The organism is Leptolyngbya boryana PCC 6306, assembly GCF_000353285.1.
Lineage (GTDB): Bacteria > Cyanobacteriota > Cyanobacteriia > Leptolyngbyales > Leptolyngbyaceae > Leptolyngbya > Leptolyngbya boryana.
The window spans coordinates 2,628,260-2,646,567 of record NZ_KB731324.1 but is presented as its reverse complement, the minus strand read 5'-3'; the positions used below and the strand labels follow the sequence as shown (position 1 = coordinate 2,646,567).

At 47.4% G+C, this 18,308-nt stretch carries 20 protein-coding genes; 8 read left to right on the top strand and 12 right to left on the bottom strand.

Features of this window, described 5'->3' with window-relative positions:
* Positions 1-8: 8 nt before the first annotated feature.
* The gene (locus LEPBO_RS0113255; RefSeq protein WP_017288056.1) at positions 9-833 is read right to left on the bottom strand and encodes a CPBP family intramembrane glutamic endopeptidase; all 825 of its coding nucleotides are present in this window, start codon (positions 831-833) and stop codon (positions 9-11) included.
* Between the two features lie 15 nt (positions 834-848).
* A complete protein-coding gene (gene clpS, locus LEPBO_RS0113250) occupies positions 849-1,130 on the bottom strand; it encodes an ATP-dependent Clp protease adapter ClpS (RefSeq protein WP_017288055.1) in 282 nt (93 codons plus the stop codon).
* A gap of 243 nt (positions 1,131-1,373) precedes the next feature.
* Between clpS and LEPBO_RS0113245 the strand changes: the two genes are divergently transcribed.
* From LEPBO_RS0113245 to LEPBO_RS0113235, 3 genes are all read left to right on the top strand, one after another.
* Complete coding sequence (locus LEPBO_RS0113245; protein WP_017288054.1) at positions 1,374-1,733, top strand: hypothetical protein; 360 nt, start codon at positions 1,374-1,376, stop codon at positions 1,731-1,733.
* A 262-nt stretch (positions 1,734-1,995) separates the two neighbouring features.
* Positions 1,996-2,331, top strand: coding sequence for an STAS domain-containing protein (locus LEPBO_RS0113240; protein WP_017288053.1), 336 nt, complete (start codon positions 1,996-1,998; stop codon positions 2,329-2,331).
* A gap of 77 nt (positions 2,332-2,408) precedes the next feature.
* Positions 2,409-4,967: a TIGR03960 family B12-binding radical SAM protein gene (locus LEPBO_RS0113235; protein ID WP_017288052.1), complete on the top strand. Its 2,559-nt coding sequence runs from the start codon at positions 2,409-2,411 to the stop codon at positions 4,965-4,967.
* A 216-nt stretch (positions 4,968-5,183) separates the two neighbouring features.
* Here LEPBO_RS0113235 and LEPBO_RS0113230 read toward each other — a convergent pair whose 3' ends face one another.
* Positions 5,184-5,387, bottom strand: coding sequence for a hypothetical protein (locus LEPBO_RS0113230; RefSeq protein ID WP_017288051.1), 204 nt, complete (start codon positions 5,385-5,387; stop codon positions 5,184-5,186).
* 40 nt (positions 5,388-5,427) lie between these two features.
* Here LEPBO_RS0113230 and LEPBO_RS0113225 point away from each other — a divergent pair, with 40 nt between their 5' ends.
* Positions 5,428-7,563 (top strand): Rne/Rng family ribonuclease, encoded by a 2,136-nt coding sequence (locus tag LEPBO_RS0113225; RefSeq protein ID WP_017288050.1) that lies wholly within the window; start codon positions 5,428-5,430, stop codon positions 7,561-7,563.
* Between the two features lies 1 nt (position 7,564).
* Complete coding sequence (locus tag LEPBO_RS0113220; RefSeq protein WP_017288049.1) at positions 7,565-8,206, top strand: ribonuclease HII; 642 nt, start codon at positions 7,565-7,567, stop codon at positions 8,204-8,206.
* On the opposite strand, the gene LEPBO_RS0113215 is transcribed toward LEPBO_RS0113220, so the two are convergent.
* Positions 8,190-8,768, bottom strand: a complete 579-nt coding sequence (locus LEPBO_RS0113215; protein WP_017288048.1) for a DUF1997 domain-containing protein — start codon at positions 8,766-8,768, stop codon at positions 8,190-8,192. The two genes, LEPBO_RS0113220 and LEPBO_RS0113215, sit on opposite strands and share 17 nt — an antisense overlap.
* Positions 8,769-8,937: 169 nt before the next feature.
* On the opposite strand from LEPBO_RS0113215, the gene pheA reads away from it, so the two are divergent.
* Positions 8,938-9,783 (top strand): prephenate dehydratase, encoded by an 846-nt coding sequence (pheA, locus tag LEPBO_RS0113210; RefSeq protein ID WP_017288047.1) that lies wholly within the window; start codon positions 8,938-8,940, stop codon positions 9,781-9,783.
* Positions 9,784-9,831: 48 nt separating this feature from the next.
* Here the strand turns inward: pheA and LEPBO_RS0113205 are convergent, their stop codons facing one another.
* Both LEPBO_RS0113205 and rpsJ read right to left on the bottom strand, forming a co-directional pair.
* The gene (locus LEPBO_RS0113205; RefSeq protein ID WP_017288046.1) at positions 9,832-10,479 is read right to left on the bottom strand and encodes an LON peptidase substrate-binding domain-containing protein; all 648 of its coding nucleotides are present in this window, start codon (positions 10,477-10,479) and stop codon (positions 9,832-9,834) included.
* A 114-nt stretch (positions 10,480-10,593) separates the two neighbouring features.
* Positions 10,594-10,911, bottom strand: a complete 318-nt coding sequence (rpsJ, locus tag LEPBO_RS0113195; protein WP_017288044.1) for a 30S ribosomal protein S10 — start codon at positions 10,909-10,911, stop codon at positions 10,594-10,596.
* Between the two features lie 197 nt (positions 10,912-11,108).
* On the opposite strand from rpsJ, the gene LEPBO_RS0113190 reads away from it, so the two are divergent.
* Positions 11,109-11,666 (top strand): Uma2 family endonuclease, encoded by a 558-nt coding sequence (locus LEPBO_RS0113190; RefSeq protein ID WP_017288043.1) that lies wholly within the window; start codon positions 11,109-11,111, stop codon positions 11,664-11,666.
* Between the two features lie 201 nt (positions 11,667-11,867).
* Complete coding sequence (locus tag LEPBO_RS0113185) at positions 11,868-12,356, top strand: hypothetical protein (protein ID WP_017288042.1); 489 nt, start codon at positions 11,868-11,870, stop codon at positions 12,354-12,356.
* 285 nt (positions 12,357-12,641) lie between these two features.
* Here LEPBO_RS0113185 and tuf read toward each other — a convergent pair whose 3' ends face one another.
* The 6 genes from tuf to LEPBO_RS0113150 form a co-directional block, all read right to left on the bottom strand.
* Positions 12,642-13,871, bottom strand: a complete 1,230-nt coding sequence (tuf, locus tag LEPBO_RS0113175) for an elongation factor Tu (RefSeq protein WP_017288041.1) — start codon at positions 13,869-13,871, stop codon at positions 12,642-12,644.
* Positions 13,872-13,894: 23 nt separating this feature from the next.
* The gene (gene fusA, locus LEPBO_RS0113170; RefSeq protein WP_017288040.1) at positions 13,895-16,033 is read right to left on the bottom strand and encodes an elongation factor G; all 2,139 of its coding nucleotides are present in this window, start codon (positions 16,031-16,033) and stop codon (positions 13,895-13,897) included.
* Between the two features lie 84 nt (positions 16,034-16,117).
* Positions 16,118-16,588 carry a 30S ribosomal protein S7 gene (rpsG, locus tag LEPBO_RS0113165; RefSeq protein WP_017288039.1) on the bottom strand — a complete coding sequence of 157 codons (471 nt, stop codon included), beginning with the start codon at positions 16,586-16,588 and terminating at the stop codon, positions 16,118-16,120.
* A gap of 189 nt (positions 16,589-16,777) precedes the next feature.
* The gene (gene rpsL, locus LEPBO_RS0113160; protein WP_017288038.1) at positions 16,778-17,164 is read right to left on the bottom strand and encodes a 30S ribosomal protein S12; all 387 of its coding nucleotides are present in this window, start codon (positions 17,162-17,164) and stop codon (positions 16,778-16,780) included.
* A 148-nt stretch (positions 17,165-17,312) separates the two neighbouring features.
* Complete coding sequence (locus tag LEPBO_RS0113155) at positions 17,313-17,645, bottom strand: HesB/IscA family protein (protein WP_017288037.1); 333 nt, start codon at positions 17,643-17,645, stop codon at positions 17,313-17,315.
* A gap of 192 nt (positions 17,646-17,837) precedes the next feature.
* Positions 17,838-18,245 carry a cupin domain-containing protein gene (locus tag LEPBO_RS0113150; protein ID WP_017288036.1) on the bottom strand — a complete coding sequence of 136 codons (408 nt, stop codon included), beginning with the start codon at positions 18,243-18,245 and terminating at the stop codon, positions 17,838-17,840.
* Positions 18,246-18,308: the final 63 nt, after the last annotated feature.

The following is an 18,308-nucleotide window of genomic DNA, read 5'->3' as shown; positions in this document are numbered from 1 at the left end:
TGCGTGATCTATCTTAACGCTCTTACACTCGCTTTTTTGATACTGAACGCGATCGCGCTCAATGCCAAAATCCCAATCAGCCCTGCCAACGGATTTCGATCCATTCCCGTCACCCACTCCGGAGCGTGATTCGTATACTTCACCAATTGCCCGACATTCACTAAGTAATAGCCCCACACCAATCCAGCATGAAGTCCGATCGATCGACCTAATCGCCCTTCTGTTCCTCGTTTCGCCCAAACTAAAGCTACTCCAAGCAGCACCAGCGCAAAAAACTGCGGTCGAGTGCCATGAACGATTGCAAAAATTAAACTACTCACCCACAAGGAAATCCGAGGCGAATAATCCCGATCGAGTTCATTCAACAACCAGCCGCGAAACAGCAATTCCTCTGCAAAACCAACTGCGATCGCCATCACCCAACCTTCGAGCAGAATTCGGGGAAACGAACTTTGTGGAGTTTGCCACTGCACCAAGCCCAACAGACCTTGCAGTAAAAACATCAGCATCAAACTGCCAAGCCCGATCGCGAGTCCTTTCAGCAAATCGCGAATAGTTTGACGAGGCTGCCTGAGTCCATATGTTTTGAAGAGATTCTCGTGGTAAACCGCTCGACTCCAAACTCTCACTAAGACAATGAATTCGAGATACAAAATCACCAGCGTCACGATCGAAGCAAGATTTCGAGCCGCATCATTTACGCCATAAAGAACAGAAATCACCCACTCGATTGGGAGCTTCACAGGCAACCAAATTGCCAACAACATCAGCAAAAATAGCCCAATCCGGATCGGAGTTGGGCGGTGAGCAAGGTTGGCAAAATTAAGCTTCAAGTCGAGTTCTGAGGTTTATTCGTCAGGCTCGATCGTACTATCTAAGCCCTTCATTTTCAGCGTTTCGCTATAAAACTCCGCATGTTCCTGAGCACAGGTGATCACGAGTCCAACGCCACTATTGTGCGTTTCCATCATGATATTGACCGCTTGGGGCTGGGTCAGACTGGGCACCGTTTCCATCAGAGCTTGCACCACGTATTCCATCGTGTTGTAGTCATCGTTATGAAGCAAAACACGATAGCGAGGGGCAAGTTTACGGGTTGTTGAGCGCTGTTCAATCGTTTCAACAGACACAAGTCTTTCCTCTCGGTAAGCAATTAGGGGTTTACTACAATGTTGTGGGCAAATCCACCCACCTAATTTTAATGACTTCGACCAAAATTGGCGAAATCAGATGGATTATTTGAACAATCCGGGTTTAAACAAATTTAATCTAGCGATCGTATTCTAGCTTGAAGCTCCCAGACGCGACTCAAGAGTAGCAGATCTAATTTTCAGACCTCTAGAATTAGAAATAGCAACCTTCAACCGTTTTCTATGACCGCGCTGATCAAGTTCCATGCCTCCCAAGTTGTTTTCCTCGAACACGAGCATTCACGCCTCTATGCTGAAGTGGTGCAATTCGTAGAGTCAAGGCAGCTCTGCTGGGTGCGCCCGATCGCACTCGTCACCGATCCAGAACAGAGGTGGACAGATTATCAGTACTGGATGATTCAAGATCTGCGAGATGGCTCCGATTTGATGTGTCCGGCTCGTCTCTTTCATGAAGCATTAGATACCGAGGTATTGCCCTTACTCGATCGACTGTATCAACTGCAAGATTCTAAACCTCAATCCTCAGATTTACATCAATTCATCCACGAGATTTGGCAAGCGCATCCTGAAGCATTTCAGTAACTCTACGGTGTAGTGAATAATACGTAAATATCTCAGCCAAAATAGTTGGTTATATAACGATTTAGCTTATACTTTTACTGCCAAAATGTGTAATTTTACACATTTTTGGATTTCAAGCTTACTGAAAAATTTAAACAATTGAGGTAATCAAGTGAAGTTTCTGCGAAACTCGTAGTTCTCTCTAGGCTTTCGCGGATGCCGACAGTTATCGTCAAAGCGTTCACATGAAAGTTGTGTTTGAGAGCTTAAAGGGTAAGTAGTTATGCAGAGTTTGCTCGTTCGTCCACAGGCTGTCATCATCCGTCCTTGCGGTTCTCTCAATGCTGCGAATGCCGCAGAATTTCAACAGCAACTAAATGCAGCCGTTCTCTCAGAGCAAAATAACGCCCTTGTGGTTGATATGAGCCAGGTTGAAGCCTTAGATAGCGCTGGCTTGATGGCACTGGTTTCCACTTTGAACTTAGCAAAAGTGCATCAAAAGCGTCTCAGTCTGTGTTCTGTTTCCTCCTCAGTCCGGATCGTATTTGAACTGACTCAACTCGATCGCGTATTTGAAATCTTCGAGAGCATTTCTGGATTTGAACTTGCCGCAGCCTAATTTCCCGAATTCACCTTGCGTTCGTCGCTATACTAAAAGACTCGAACGCATCTGATTTAGGAACGCAAGGTGGAATCGTGGCAATTGCAGTAGAAAACCTCTTAACAACCGATATTCTGCGCCCCGCTCGATATCTTGGGAACGAATTGGGCGCAGTTCACAAAGATTGGGAAACCACGGTCGTTCGATGGGTGCTGACTTACCCAGAAGTTTATGAAGTCGGGGCATCGAATCTCGGTCACATCATTCTTTACAGCATTCTTAATACCCAGCCGCGTCAATTGTGCGATCGCGCTTATCTCCCCGCTCCCGATCTCTCTACAAAACTTCGGGAAACGCAAACGCCACTCTTTGCAGTTGAATCGCGTCGCCCTCTCACCGATTTCGATATTCTTGGTTTCAGCCTCAGCTACGAATTGGGCGCAACTAATATTCTCGAAATGCTCGACCTCGCTGGCATTCCTTTGACCTGGAGAGAACGATCCGAATCTGACCCCCTGATTTTTGCAGGTGGACAAACTGCAACTTCCAATCCCGAACCTTACGCGGATTTCTTTGATTTCGTCGCTTTAGGCGATGGCGAAGAATTACTCCCAGAGATTGGATTAGTTCTTGAAGAAGGGAAGCTTGCAGGACTGAGCCGCGAAGACCTTTTATTCGATCTGGCACAGATTCCAGGGGTTTATGTGCCGCGATTTTATGACATGGCGGCAGATGGCTCGGTGCACCCGAATCGCCCAGACGTACCCAAACGAATTTTGAGACGCGTTGCAACTCCGATTCCAGCGTATTCGATTGGCTTAGTGCCCTATGTGCAAACTGTTCACGATCGCTTAACGATCGAAATCCGGCGCGGCTGTACTCGCGGCTGTCGATTCTGCCAGCCGGGTATGCTCACGCGTCCGGCACGGGATGTTGAACCAGAACAAGTGGTCGAAGCGATCGAATCCGGCATGAGAGCCACCGGATATAACGAATTCTCGCTGCTCTCCTTGAGTTGTTCGGATTATTTAGCCCTTCCAGCCGTTGGGGTTGAGATTAAGAATCGGTTGCACGGTGAGAATATTTCGTTGTCTTTACCGAGTCAGAGAGTCGATCGCTTCGATGAAAATATCGCCAATATCATTGGCGGAACTCGTCAAATCGGGATTACCTTTGCGCCGGAAGCTGGAACTCAGCGAATGCGCGACATTGTGAACAAAGGTTTGACCAATGAAGAACTGCTCAGAGGCGTGAAGACCGCCGTTGAGCAAGGTTGGGACAAGGTGAAGCTTTATTTCATGATTGGGCTTCCCGGTGAGACTGACGAAGATGTTTTGGGCATTGCAGATACGATTCGCTGGTTGCGCCGCGAGTGCAGTAAACAGGGGCGCAGACGGTTGGATTTCAACATTACGATTTCTAATTTCACACCGAAACCCCATACGCCGTTCCAATGGCACTCTGTTTCGACCTCAGAATTCAAGCGCAAGCAAGAATTATTGAAAGAAGCGTTTCGAGCGATTAGAGGCACAAAGGTCAATTTCACCGACACGCGGATTTCGGCAATGGAAGATTTTGTCGGCAGAGGCGATCGACGATTAGCGCCAGTTGTGAAACGGGCTTGGGAACTCGGTGCAGGGATGGATTCCTGGTGGGAAAGTGTCGAAAAAGCATTTGGAGCTTGGACACAATCCATTGAAGAATCAGGCTTAACGTGGAAATATCGCCAAGTCGATAGCGGTGAGTGGAATATTTTTGAGGCGAGTGAATCCATTTCGCTCGATGCACCTCTGCCCTGGGATCATTTGGATACCGGAATCGATAAGAAATGGCTGCAAGAAGATTTGCAGAAGGCATTAGAAGCCGCGATCGTGCCGGATTGCTCGTTTGAAGGCTGTTCTCACTGTGGCGTTTGTGGCGTTGATTTTGGACACAATATTGTGATTCCGCCACCAGAAATTCCAGAGTTCACCGGGCACTTTGTTCCCAATCAAACCCGCGCTCAACGAATTCGGGTACGGATGGGCAAAGAAGGAGAAATGGCGTTATTGAGTCATTTGGATTTAATGCGATTATTCGATCGAGCCGTTCGCCGCGCTTCGATTCCACTTACCTTTACAGGCGGATTTCATCCTCAACCTAGAATTGTGCCCGCGAGTGCGTTGCCGCTTGGGGTCAGTAGTTCTGGTGAAATTGTGGATTTTGAATTGACTGAGCCAATGTCGATCGAAGAATTCCGCACTAAACTCGCGGCTCAACTTCCGGCTGACATGCCCATCTATGAAGTGCAAGACGTAGATCCGAAACAACCTGCCGCCGCAGTTTTGCTACAGAAAGCTGAATATCGGCTTGAAATTGCGGGTGATCAGGGAAATTGGCAAGATTGGATCGAGCAAATTTTGGCGAAATCTGAGATTCTCCTAGAACATACGACGAAATCGGGTAAGACCTATCCGTTGAACATGCGCGATCGCTTATTTGAATTGGAATTACTCGAATCGTCTTCAGATCGAGCGATCGTTCGTTATGTCGGAAGCTGTCAGAATGACGGGACATTGTTGAAACCTGAACAACTGGTTTCAATCTTTGAACAGGTGAGCCAGCAAGAACTCCACTTGTTAACCATTCATCGAATTCAGCTAGTTTTAGCGTAATTTGTCATCCCCAAAAGGGGGAGTTAGGCAATAAGAACACGGTCATAAGCCACGCTTTTACTCCCCCTTTTTGAATCCAATTGTTAAAAATGGTACGGATGCAGATTCGCACGTTATAATGCTTTGCATCACAAGCTGAAGCAAGCTAGGAATCCCCGTAGATGCTGTCGGGAGATAGTCTTAGAGTCTTTGCTCATCTTGTCTGCCAGATTTTCGCTATTCTTCATCCGGATGCAGCATGCGTAACTCTTTACCACCGCTGCTAGCTTGATCGAAGTTCACTCGTTGGATGCCTATCGTCATTTGGCGAGAAGTGGCTTGAGGTTGTCGGTTTTTCAGAAACCACTTCAGCCAGAAACCGCCCAGATTTGTGTGATTTTGTGCGCCTGTATTTTTGTTTGTTAACGCGAAAGAAGTCAAACTTCAAAGCTTCGATCGCGCTCAGTTTTGAGGAAATTGAATGCCTAAGCAAATTGTGATTGCTGAGCAGCATAGAATCGCTGCTGTATTTTCAGAAGATCAAATTCAAGAATTAATCGTTGCAACCGGAAGTCATCAGGTTAGTGACATTTATTTAGGAATTGTTGAGAACGTCTTGCCCGGAATCGATGCCGCATTTGTCAACATCGGTGATTCAGAACGGAACGGATTTATTCATGTCTCGGATCTCGGCCCCTTACGTTTAAAGCGTGCGGCAGGTTCGATTACCGAATTGCTTGCCCCGCAGCAGAAAGTTTTAGTTCAGGTGATGAAGGAGCCGACCGGAAATAAAGGGCCTCGCCTGACGGGCAATATTTCTATGCCGGGTCGCTATTTAGTCTTGATGCCGTACGGTCGCGGCGTTAATCTCTCTCGTCGGATTCGCAACGAGAATGAACGAAACCGATTACGGGCATTGGCAATTCTAGTGAAGCCTGCTGGAATGGGCATTGTCATCCGCACCGAAGCCGAAGGAATGCCCGAAGAGGCAATCATCGAGGACTTGGAAGCGCTGCAACGGCAGTGGGAAGCGATTCTGCAAGAAGCAAGCTCCACCCGTGCCCCGGCGCTCTTGAATCGAGATGACGACTTCATTCAAAAAGTGCTGCGCGATGTCTACAGTTCAGACGTGAACCGGATTGTGGTCGATTCGCATACCGGGCTGAAGCGCGTCAAACAACAACTGCTCAACTGGGGCAGTGGCAAAACGCCGCAAGGAGTTCTGATCGATCATCACCGCGATCGCATTCCGATTCTCGATTATTTCCGGGTCAATGCCGCGATTCGAGAAGCGCTCAAACCGAGAGTAGACCTACCTTCTGGCGGTTACATCATTATTGAACGCACCGAAGCTTTAACGGTCATTGATGTTAACTCTGGATCATTTACGCGATCTGCAACGGCAAGAGAAACAGTTCTCTGGACAAACTGCGAAGCGGCAACCGAAATCGCTCGACAACTCCGGCTCCGCAACATTGCCGGGGTGATCATCGTAGACTTTATCGATATGGACTCGCGCCGCGACCAATTGCAGGTCTTGGAGCATTTCAATAAAGCCTTGCGATCGGACAAAGCAAAACCGCAAATTTCTCAATTGTCCGAACTCGGACTCGTCGAACTGACCCGGAAACGTCAAGGGAAAAACATTTACGAACTCTTTGGTCGTCCTTGCCCGACCTGCGGCGGTTTAGGTCATGTCGTTCACTTGCCGGGTGAAACCGATTCTGCTGAAGAGTTTGAGACTTTAGAGCAGCGTCCGGCGGCTCGTTACACTGAGCGAGATGCTTCAGTTCGTCGCATCGAATCACGTCGCGAAGCTCCAGCCGCTTCAGAGTCATTCTGGGAAGGCGACGATTTGGAAGGCGATTCGGGCGATTCTGACCTCGAACTTCTGCATCATCCGAGTTATCAAGAACGGGGTCGATCCGCGAAAAGAACACGTCATCGTCGCCAAGATGCCCCACGCGAATCGGGTCGATCCGAAGCTCCTGTGCGCGAATCTGCCCCCAGACCTTCTCGTTGGGAAGAATCCGGCAGCAGCCGTCCCCCCGTTTCTGCACCCACTTTGGTGTCGCGATCAAATAGCGATTTCCCCGTAGAACCCGTTGCAGAACCCCCAACCGAAGAAGCCCCCCGCGAAAATCGATACGAAGAACGTCGCGGTGGACGTTCTCAAAGACGCGATCGCTTTAATAAAACGCCATCCGAACCGCCCGAATCGGTTTATGTCGAAATGACTCCCGATGAACAGGATGTTTACGCCTGGATGGGAATTTCACCGCTGATTCTCTCGAATCAAGAAGTGAAGAATCCCAAAAATGCGATCGTGTCCATTCTTTTACCCGGTGAAGTTCCACCTCCTGAAGCAGTTCAATCTCTACCATCTGTTGACGTAGACTCTTCTCCAGTAGAGGATCTCGAAGCGTTTGAAGAACCAGTGTTTGAAGCTCCAGAGTTTGAAGAACCTGCGTTTGAAGAACCTGCGTTTGAAGTTCCAACATTTGCAGAAATTGCAGAACCAGAGCCACCCGCAGTTGAGGAAGCTCCGGCGGAACTCGAAGAAGACACGACCGTTCGTCGTCGTCGTCGTCGATCGTCTGCTTCGACAAACGAGTAAGATGCCTCAGAATCCGACCCTAGAAATCGAGCAGTCTTTGTGGAAGCAAGGACTGCTTCGGATCGCGGGTGTAGATGAAGCCGGATTAGGATGTCTTGCTGGCCCAATTGTGGCTGCAACGGTTCTCTTACCTGTGCATTGCGAAATGATTGCCGGAGTCAGAGATTCTAAGCTGCTTTCTGCATCTCAGAGAGAGCGACTATTTGACATAGTTAAATCAAATGCGATCGCGATTGGAGTTGGCATTGCCACAGTTCGAGAAATTGAGCAAATCAATGTTCTCCGCGCTTCCTATCTCGCAATGCAACGCGCTTTAAGCCGAGTTGCACCTTATGATCACGCATTGATTGATGGTCGTCCAATTCGGCAAACGGCTTTAGGCTCACATACTGCAATCATTGACGGAGATGCGACCTGCTACGCGATCGCGTCTGCCTCGATCATTGCTAAAGTCAGACGCGATCGCTTTATGCGCCGTTTGGCACAACGATATCCAGGGTACGGCTGGGAGAAAAACGCAGGATACGGAACAAAGCAGCATCTTGCCGCGATTCAATCCTTGGGAATTACTCCTTATCACCGCAAAACTTATGCTCCGGTACAGAAAGTCATTCAGCAATTCGAGCTTAATTTAGAGGCTTAAGCACAACCGAATCTTGCACAGAATTAGTTCCCACTTGCACTGCAACCCAGTTCCGATAATCAGTCAATAACTGCTGCATTAATCTTTGCTTAATCGTGGTTAAAACACTCAACAGCAAACCGTTTCCAGTCGTCTCAATCAGGGGGCGTGGCATAAAGGTCAGAGGTGGCGGAAGTTCAACTGCGACCGCAAGATTCGCCAAGCCTTTCAAATAAGTTTCACCATGCTGCTGACACGGTGATAATTGTCCTTTCAAATCGAATAAAAACTTGTCATTAACATACTCAATTCCGCGCAATTCGCAGGCAGCCGATTGAATATTAATCGCTGCTTCCTCATTTGCCCAAACGCGCATATCGACAATCGGTTGAATGCTCAGGGTCATAAAATTAAGCGATCGCATTTTCAGCCGATAAAGGTCTGAATCCAACCGCTCAATCTGACTAGAAGCGGCGAGTGCATTGACAACCCGTTGCGGCTGGCGCAAGTAATTCGTAATATGAATGGGCTGCTCTGGAACAACCATTTCAACTCCCAGAGAGGCGGAAAACCGAGTATCCATTCGCAAAGATTTAGGGAAGGTTTGATCTAATTATGAACTAATTTTAAGGGCTTCTCAGTCACGTAAGTCATCTTACTGAAATATAAACATAATTACTTATACAAAAGATTATTGTTTTACAAAACTCAGCAGAGTATATAGAGTACTGAATCATTTTTGGAAAAAGGCGATGACTATTTCGATCGCACATTTAGGACCGCATGGAACTTATGCAGAAACGGCTGCACTGAAATATCTCAACTGGTTCACGAAAAGCCACGATCAAGCTGCGTTGCTGTGTCCTTATCCCAGTATTACGCAATCTTTAGAAGCTGTGGCAAAGGAAGAAGTTCAGGTTGCCGTAGCTCCCATCGAGAATTCGATCGAAGGAAGTGTCACGATGACCTTAGATGCTCTCTGGCGGCTTGATACCTTGCGAATTCAACATGCGATCGTATTACCGATTCATCATGCACTGTTGTCGATCGCATCTGATTTCAGCGAAATTCAAACGGTCTATTCTCATCCGCAAGCGCTGGCTCAATGTCAAAATTGGCTCGATCGCAATTTACCTTCGGCGCAAGTCATTGCCGCAAATTCTACAACTGAGGCATTACAGCATTTAGGTGAAGATCAAACGATCGCAGCGATTTCCTCACAAAGAGCAGCACAACTCTACAGCCTGCCCGTTCTTGCGTCTCCAATTAATGATCATCCAGAGAACTGCACGCGATTTATTGTTGTCAGTCTCGATCCTTCACCCGGTGGAAGTCGAACTTCGATCGCGTTTAGTGTCAGTGCGAACCAGCCTGGAGTATTAGTTAAACCGTTGCAGATTTTTGCAGAAAAAGGGATTAACCTGAGCCGAATTGAATCGCGCCCAACAAAGCGATCGCTCGGCGATTACGTGTTCTTTGTCGATTTAGAAGCCGATACCCGACAAGATGCGATTCAATCTGCACTCGCTGAGTTAGAGCATTGCACCGAGACTCTGAAAATCTTCGGAAGCTATGACGTTTTACCCGCGATCGGTTAAATGCTTGCAGATTCAAACGATCGCTTCTTCATTCGCTTGATTCTTCAACTATTCAGCAACGTCTTTTAAGGTGTCCTTTAAAACCGTTCTAGCTGCCAAATGGTTCCGAGTTGAAGTTAAAATCTCAGACTCTCGCTCTAGGCGAGCTTCCGTATCTTGCAACTCAAGCAATGCTTGCTGCTCGTCTGGAACATTGTGCAAGTTACTAGCAATCCAGTAGGAAAGCTCAGTCGGTAGCTCTGGAATATCTTCAGGCAGATCAATCTCTTGTCCAGAAAGCTTCTCAGTCAACCTAACCACATCATGCAGAAGTTGATTGACTTCTTTTGCTAAAGGTCTGAGATCGATCGCGGGAGGATGATCTTCAATCCACTCCACCAAACCAACTCGATATGGCTTTTCGCGAGTATATTCCAACACTCTAAATCGCTGCTGTCCAAGTGTGAGAATTTTCATGCGATCGTCTTGCAACCGCTGAAACTGAACAATCTCAGCACAGCATCCCACCGGAGCAGGCTGTCCCTTAACGGGATCCCACATTAATACTCCAAATCGTCGATCGCTTTCCAGAATCGTGTTCATCATCATGCGGTAGCGAAACTCGAAGATGTGAAGAGGAAGGGGGCGACCTGGGAAAAGTACCAGGTCGGGAAGAGGAAACAGGGGGAGTTCACGAACCGCGATCGATGATGTCATGCTCTGCAAACTTGTGATTGAGGGTGCTTACTCTACTCTAACGGATCTGTTATTGAGAAATGTAAACATCTTTAAAAAAATAAAGGATGTGATCACTCACATCCTTTCAAAGTTCTAGAGTTTGACTTCAATATCAACACCAGCCGGAAGGTCAAGCTTCATCAAAGCATCAATGGTCTTAGAAGAAGGTTGATAGATATCGATCAAGCGATGGTGAGTGCGAGTTTCAAAATGCTCACGCGAGTCTTTATCAACGTGGGGAGAACGCAGAACGCAATAGATTCTACGGCGAGTCGGGAGCGGAATAGGACCAATTGCAGTGGCATTCGTGCGGTTTGCGGTATCGACGATCTTTTCACAAGATGTATCGAGTAAACGTCGATCGAACGCTTTCAGACGAATCCGAATTTTTTGCTGTTGAATCGTTGCCATTTGAAGTTAAGTTCCCAAGTTGTCAATGGTTCAGATGTGGACGCGCGATCGCGCCAGTAAAATATTGTAGCGCTAAAAACGCTTCAGACTCGCTCTTTTCTCAAGAAACCTTGATCGACTGACTTGATCAGCAGTGAGCAACATACGGTCAGTGAATTCTCAGTAAAATAGAACCAGGTTCAAGTGGAGCGAGGCAGATGACGATCGCAACTTACCAATGGACGATCGACCGTTACCATCAAGCGGTAGAAGCTGGCGTGTTTGAGGATCAAGCGATCGAATTGTTGAAAGGAGAATTGGTTCTGATGTCGCCTGAAGGGACACCTCATGCTTATTACAGTGATAGAGCCGCTCGTTACCTCAGACGATTATTGGAACTTCCTGAACTCGCTTATGTCAGAGAGGCAAAACCGATCACGTTGCCGAATGCATCAGAGCCAGAACCAGATATTGCGATCGTTCAACCCCTTGATCAAATTTATCTAGCGCATCATCCTTATCCAGAAAATGTATTTTGGGTCATTGAATATGCCCAGTCAAGCTTGACGAAAGATCTGGAGATTAAACGCAAAATCTATGCAGAAGTAAACATTGCTGAGTATTGGGTGATTAATCTGCGTGACAAGAAATTGATTGTTTTTCGCACTCCAGTGAATGGAGAGTACCAATCAGAAGTTAGTGTCACTTCTGGAGTAATCAGCCCATTGTCTTTTCCGAACATTCAAATTGATGTGCGGCAGTTGATAACTGTCTAAAAGCTGAAGATCATAAATGGCAAAACAAGCTGATGCACAGATTGGTATTGATTTTTGCCATGGTAGTGCAGTGCTCATCAATGAGATTTTGTAGGTTTAGAGGCAGCTTTGAGAGAGCTATACAGGATCAACGGAGAAAGCCTGTCGCTTGTATAGGTGTTTTGAACTACAGATAAGATTGAAAGTTGTGGAGCCTAAGTAGTGTCAATCGCGTTTGGAATCGCTCTAGAGAGTGAGAAGTGGATGCAATCCCTCCCAGAAAATTTCCCCAGTCAGAATCTAACTATTAGAGGAGTTTGGGAGAAACTTGAGGAAATCGCTGAAGAGAATGGGTTAACAAAGTTAAGCCACTTCCTTATCGACGACCCTGAATATTATGAAGAAGCTCTGGAAGCTGCTGAAGAATTAGACAATCCTGAACGTGATGAACTTATGCAGAAGATTCAGGAGAGCTTGCAACAACTTTCAAGACAACCTGACTGGTTCAGTTCTACTGATGCTGATATTGCAATTAGGACAATGCAGAAATTAGTTGAATCTTTACAAATCAACACCAACCTATTTACTCATTTATGGACTCACAACAACGATGAATCAGTAGCAGTTATCATTCAAGATCTTGAACGGTTTGCAAGCTTTTTAAGCAAAGTCAAATCAAGAAATATCCGATTCAAGTTTTGGATGGAATAAGAACTTGAATCGGATATTGCTCTTGCTTACTTTGTTGATTGTCTCGAGCATAAACATAGCAAAGACAAAAATTCTGCTAAGCCTTCTCCTTGTCGTTCAGCTTGAGATAGCTCGTGACTTTTATCTTAATTGATCGAGCAAAAACTGCAATCTAGCTTGAACTGATCGAGGAAACTCGAATCGGGTTAGTTTGATCGAGATTTCAAAAACTTTCAATTGTACTTGGAAATAACAAAGCCCCCAGTGGATCTCTCCACTGGGGGCTTCAAGTTAGTCAACTAAGATTTACTTGAGGATCTTAGCAACAACACCTGCACCAACAGTACGGCCGCCTTCACGGATTGCGAAACGCATTCCTTCTTCAATTGCGATCGGGTTGATCAATTCAACCGTCATTTTGATGCGATCACCAGGCATCACCATTTCTGCTGCGCCACCTTCGTCAGTCGTGAAGTCGCTGATCGTTCCGGTTACGTCGGTTGTACGAACGTAGAACTGAGGACGATAGCCAGGGAAGAACGGAGTGTGACGACCGCCTTCTTCCTTCTTCAGAATGTAAACTTCAGACTCAAACTTGGTGTGAGGCTTGATCGAACCTGGCTTAGCCAAGACCATCCCACGCTCAATGTCAGCCTTCTGAATACCACGGAGAAGAATACCAGCGTTATCACCAGCAACCCCTTCATCCAAGGATTTCTTGAACATTTCGATACCCGTTACAGTACTCTTGCGAGTGTCACGAATACCAACGAGTTCAACTTCGTCTTGAACCTTGACTTTTCCACGTTCAATCCGACCCGTTGCAACCGTACCCCGACCTGTAATCGAGAATACGTCCTCAACCGCCATCAAGAAAGGCTTGTCAACATCACGCTCAGGAGTTGGGATGTATTCGTCAACGGAATCCATCAACGCATAAATACAGTCAACCCACTCGTTTTCACCCTTCTTGGTTTTGGGGTTCGCAGTCATCGCTTCAACTGCTTGAAGAGCAGAACCAGCGGTGATAGGAATTTCGTCACCGGGGAAGTCATAAGAGCTGAGAAGTTCGCGAACTTCAAGTTCTACGAGTTCGAGCAGTTCTTCGTCATCCACCATGTCTTTCTTGTTCAAGAAGACAACCAGACGGGGAACGCCAACCTGACGAGCCAAGAGGATGTGTTCGCGAGTTTGGGGCATGGGACCATCAGCCGCCGATACCACCAGGATCGCGCCGTCCATCTGAGCCGCACCCGTGATCATGTTCTTCACATAGTCAGCGTGTCCAGGACAGTCTACGTGAGCGTAGTGACGGGATTCAGTTTCATACTCCACGTGAGCGGTGTTGATGGTGATACCCCGTGCTTTTTCTTCCGGAGCTGCATCAATGTCTTCATACTTCCGAGCCGCTGCTTGACCCAGAGCTGATAGGGTCATCGTGATTGCAGCCGTCAGCGTCGTTTTACCGTGGTCAACGTGACCAATCGTGCCGATGTTAACGTGGGGTTTAGTCCGTTCAAACTTTGCGCGTGCCATGAATTACAATTCCTCTTTCCTGATTAAGCGTTCCCTTTGTTTTTCGCAATGATGGTTTCAGCGACGTTCTTAGGTACTTCCTCGTAATGGCTAAATTCCATTGTAAAAGTACCGCGTCCCTGAGTCATCGATCGGATATCCGTAGCATATCCAAACATTTCTGCCAGTGGAACCTTGGTGGTGACTTTGGCGATTCCGCGCTCGACACCTTGAGCTTCAATTTGCCCACGCTTCGAGATCAGATTCCCCATTACACTGCCAAGAAAGTCTTCTGGCACTTCAACTTCGACCTTCATCATCGGTTCTAAGAGTACCGGGCTGGCTTTCATAACGCCATCCTTGATCGCCATCGATCCAGCAATCTTAAACGCCATTTCAGAAGAGTCTACATCGTGGTACGAACCATCGACGAGTGTTGCTTTCACATCAATCAATGGATAGCCCGCAACGATCCCACTTTCGCAAGCTTCTTTCATCCCTTGCTCAGCAGGCCCGACATATTCCTTCGGAACTGTACCACCTACGATTTTCGAGACAAACTCGAATCCGCTTCCGACTTCGCCGGGTTCAAGCTGGATCACAACGTGACCATATTGACCTTTACCACCACTCTGACGGACAAATTTGCCTTCAGCTTTGACAGCTTTGCGAATCGTTTCACGGTAAGCAACTTGAGGCGCACCGACGTTTGCTTCAACTTTGAACTCGCGAAGCATACGATCAACGAGAATTTCCAAGTGCAATTCGCCCATTCCGGCAATTACAGTTTGGTTCGTTTCTTGGTCAATGCTGACGCGGAACGTCGGGTCTTCTTCAGACAGTGCCTTGAGCGCTTTGGAAAGTTTTTCCATATCGCCTTTGGTTTTCGGTTCAACTGCAACCGAAATCACAGGCTCAGGAATAAACAGCGACTCAAGCACAATGTTGTCGCCTTCAGGACAAAGAGTGTCACCCGTGAGCGTGTCGGACAATCCAGGAATCGCTCCCAAATCACCGGCCCTGAGTTCGTCTACGTCAATCCGCTCATCTGCTTTCAAGATGATCAAACGAGAGACGCGCTCTTTCTTACCTTTGGTCGAGTTGTAGATGTAGCTTCCTTTCGCAAGCACACCAGAGTATACGCGAACGAAGGTTAAGCGACCCACGAACTTGTCGGTCATGACTTTGAAAGCGAGTGCAGCCAAAGGTGCATCGTCTTTCGGCGGACGAGCTTGAAGGCTTCCATCCGGCATCGTTCCTTGGATCGGCGGAATATCGATCGGGGAAGGAAGGTAATCCAAGACTGCGTCGAGCATCTGCTGAACGCCTTTGTTCTTAAAGGCAGAACCACAAAGCAGCGGAACAAAAAATTCTCCGTCGATTCCTTCGATCGTGCCTTTGCGAATTGCAGCTTTAATTTCTTCTTCGGTCAGTTCTTCACCAGCGAAGTACTTCTCAAGTAGAGCTTCATCGGTTTCTGCAACGGATTCGATCAGAATCGTGCGGAATTCTTCAGCTTTCTCTTTGAGATCTTCAGGAATATCGGTGACTTCAATTTCACGACCTAAATCGTCTTTGTGGATGTACGCTTTCATCCGAACCAAATCGATGATGCCTTTGAATTGATCTTCAGCACCGATCGGAATTTGAATTGGAACAGCGTATTTAACGTTTAAACGATCGCGAATTTGACCGTAGACCTTAAAGAAGTCTGCGCCAGTTCTGTCCATCTTGTTAACGAACACCATGCGGGGAACGTTATAGCGATTCGCCTGTTTCCACACAGTTTCGGACTGGGGCTGAACGCCACCCACGGAACAGAACACAGCAATTACGCCATCTAGAACTCGCATGGAACGCTCAACTTCAATCGTGAAGTCTACGTGTCCAGGCGTGTCGATGATGTTGATCTTGTGTTCGAGTTCGCCTTCACCGGGCTGGTTCGGCTTGTCTGCGTCGCGACGAGTCCATTGAGTACTAATTGCAGCAGCGGTAATTGTGATTCCCCGCTCCCGCTCTTGCTCCATCCAGTCCGTTGTGGCTGTCCCCTCATGCACTTCGCCAATTTTATGGACGATGCCGGAGTAAAATAAAATCCGTTCTGTTGTTGTTGTTTTGCCCGCATCAATATGCGCGGCGATCCCGATGTTTCTTACTCTTTCGAGCGGGACGGTACGAGCCACAGCTACCTCCTTAGCATCTGTGAAAAGGGTCTTGGGTTTAAATCACACTACTGCGTCTGTGCGTCTGTTAAGATTCTATACTTTTTAATAGCGATAGTGCGCGAATGCTTTATTTGCTTCTGCCATCCGGTGCGTTTCTTCGCGTTTACGAATTGCGCTTCCGGTTTCATTTGCAGCATCCATCAATTCATTCGCCAGTTTCGCTGACATGGACTTTCCTGCCCGCGCCCGTGCGAATTGAATTAACCATCTCAAGGCCAACGCGATTCCTCGATCGGTTCGCACTTCCATCGGAACTTGATAAGTCGCACCACCAACCCGACGCGCTTTCACTTCGACGAGCGGCGTTGCATTTTTTACAGCCCGTTCAAAGGTTTCGAGCGGATCAGCGCCAGTGCGCTCTTTGATCGTTTCAAACGCATCATAAACAATGCGAGTGGCGAGAGATTTCTTGCCACTTTTCATAATCCGCCGCACCATCATGGTGACGAGACGGGAATTGTGTACCGAGTCCGCAGGAATGGGACGCTTTTTGATTGCGACGCGACGAGACATAATGAGCCTTCAAGAAAAACAACGATGGATTGAGGTTCAACCAGCATAGTTGACCGACAAAAGCGCGATCGCAGAACAGAAAGCCGTGAGATGTTTTCTATCAATACCTTCGATCGCTAGCAAACGAACCTCATTGACTCATAGATGTGAGCGACGAGGTTCTTTATTAAGCAGATAATTTTAGCGTGCTTATTTAGCAGCCGCTGGTTTCGGACGTTTCGCGCCGTACTTAGAACGACCTTGTTTGCGGTCTTTTACACCAGCCGTGTCAAGAGTTCCGCGAATGATGTGGTAACGGACACCAGGTAAGTCTTTTACCCGTCCGCCCCGAATCATCACAACGGAGTGTTCTTGTAAGTTGTGACCGATACCGGGAATGTACGCTGTCACTTCAAATCCTGAAGTTAAACGAACCCGCGCCACCTTACGCAGAGCCGAGTTCGGCTTCTTCGGCGTAGTGGTATAAACCCGTGTGCAAACTCCACGACGCTGAGGGCAACTCTTCAGAGCCGGGGATTTGGTTTTCTTCTTAGCTTTACTGCGCTCATCTCGGATGAGTTGCTGGATGGTGGGCATCTTCTAAAATGTATTGGAGAATGCAGTTTCGAGACTGCTCCGACTTTCAACGATCACTAAACATACCAATGGATCGATACGCCTGTCAAACCCTTTTTTTGGGAAATCCAGAACGATCGACATTTTCGGAATGTAAAGCCTATCTATTCTAGCTCTCGTTTACCGAGAAGGAGACCCCACAGTCGCAACTTTTTTTAGCATTGGGGTTATGGAAGCGGAAACTGCCGCCCATTAAGTCTTCTGAAAAGTCGATCGTTAATTCAGTTAAATAAGTGGCGGTTTGTGGATCGATCGCGACTTGGATGCCGTGACAATTGAAAATGCGATCGTCGGATCTACTTTCAAGATCGAATTTCGTTTCATAAGCAAGTCCGGCACATCCGCCTGGAATGACTTGGAGACGGAAAAGAGCGTCAGGAGTAGAGTGGCGGGTGCGAAGGCGTTGGACTTCGGCGATCGCCGAAGGGCTTAAGTTGATCATGGAATTTCCTAGAATTAACAACCCGCACCAGTTCACTACATTTCTAGGGTGATTGTCCTTGAACTGGGACTTTATAGAACTGGCACGACATTGGATGCAAAATTTTGTGTTCCTATCGTACCGCGATTGGAATTTCCAAAAACATAGAGGGGCAATCCCGGTAGAATTGCCCCTCTAGAAAATAAATAAGATTTAGTTAGCGCGGGAGTAGTCGTCTTGGAATCTTACGATGTCGTCTTCGCCAAGATATTCGCCGTTTTGAACTTCGATCAGAATTAGAGGAATGACGCCAGGATTTTCTAAGCGGTGGGTCGTGCATTGAGGCACATAGGTCGATTGATTACTGCTGAGGGTAATTTCTTCACCGCCACACTCAACCTTTGCTGTCCCGGAGACTACAATCCAGTGTTCGCTGCGGTGGTGATGCATCTGTAAGCTAAGACGATGACCAGGTTTGACTTCGATCCGCTTAATCTTGTAGCCACGACCTTCTTCCAGAACTGTAAACGAACCCCAAGGACGGAGTTCGGAAGCACCCACCGACTTTAAAGCAGTTGGCGATAAAGTAAGGGTTGGGGTCTTTTCTTGAGCCTGAGCCACCGTTTTTCCTCCTCTAAAACTTAGGAACGAAGTCGTACTGCTTGACTTCACCGATTGGATTAC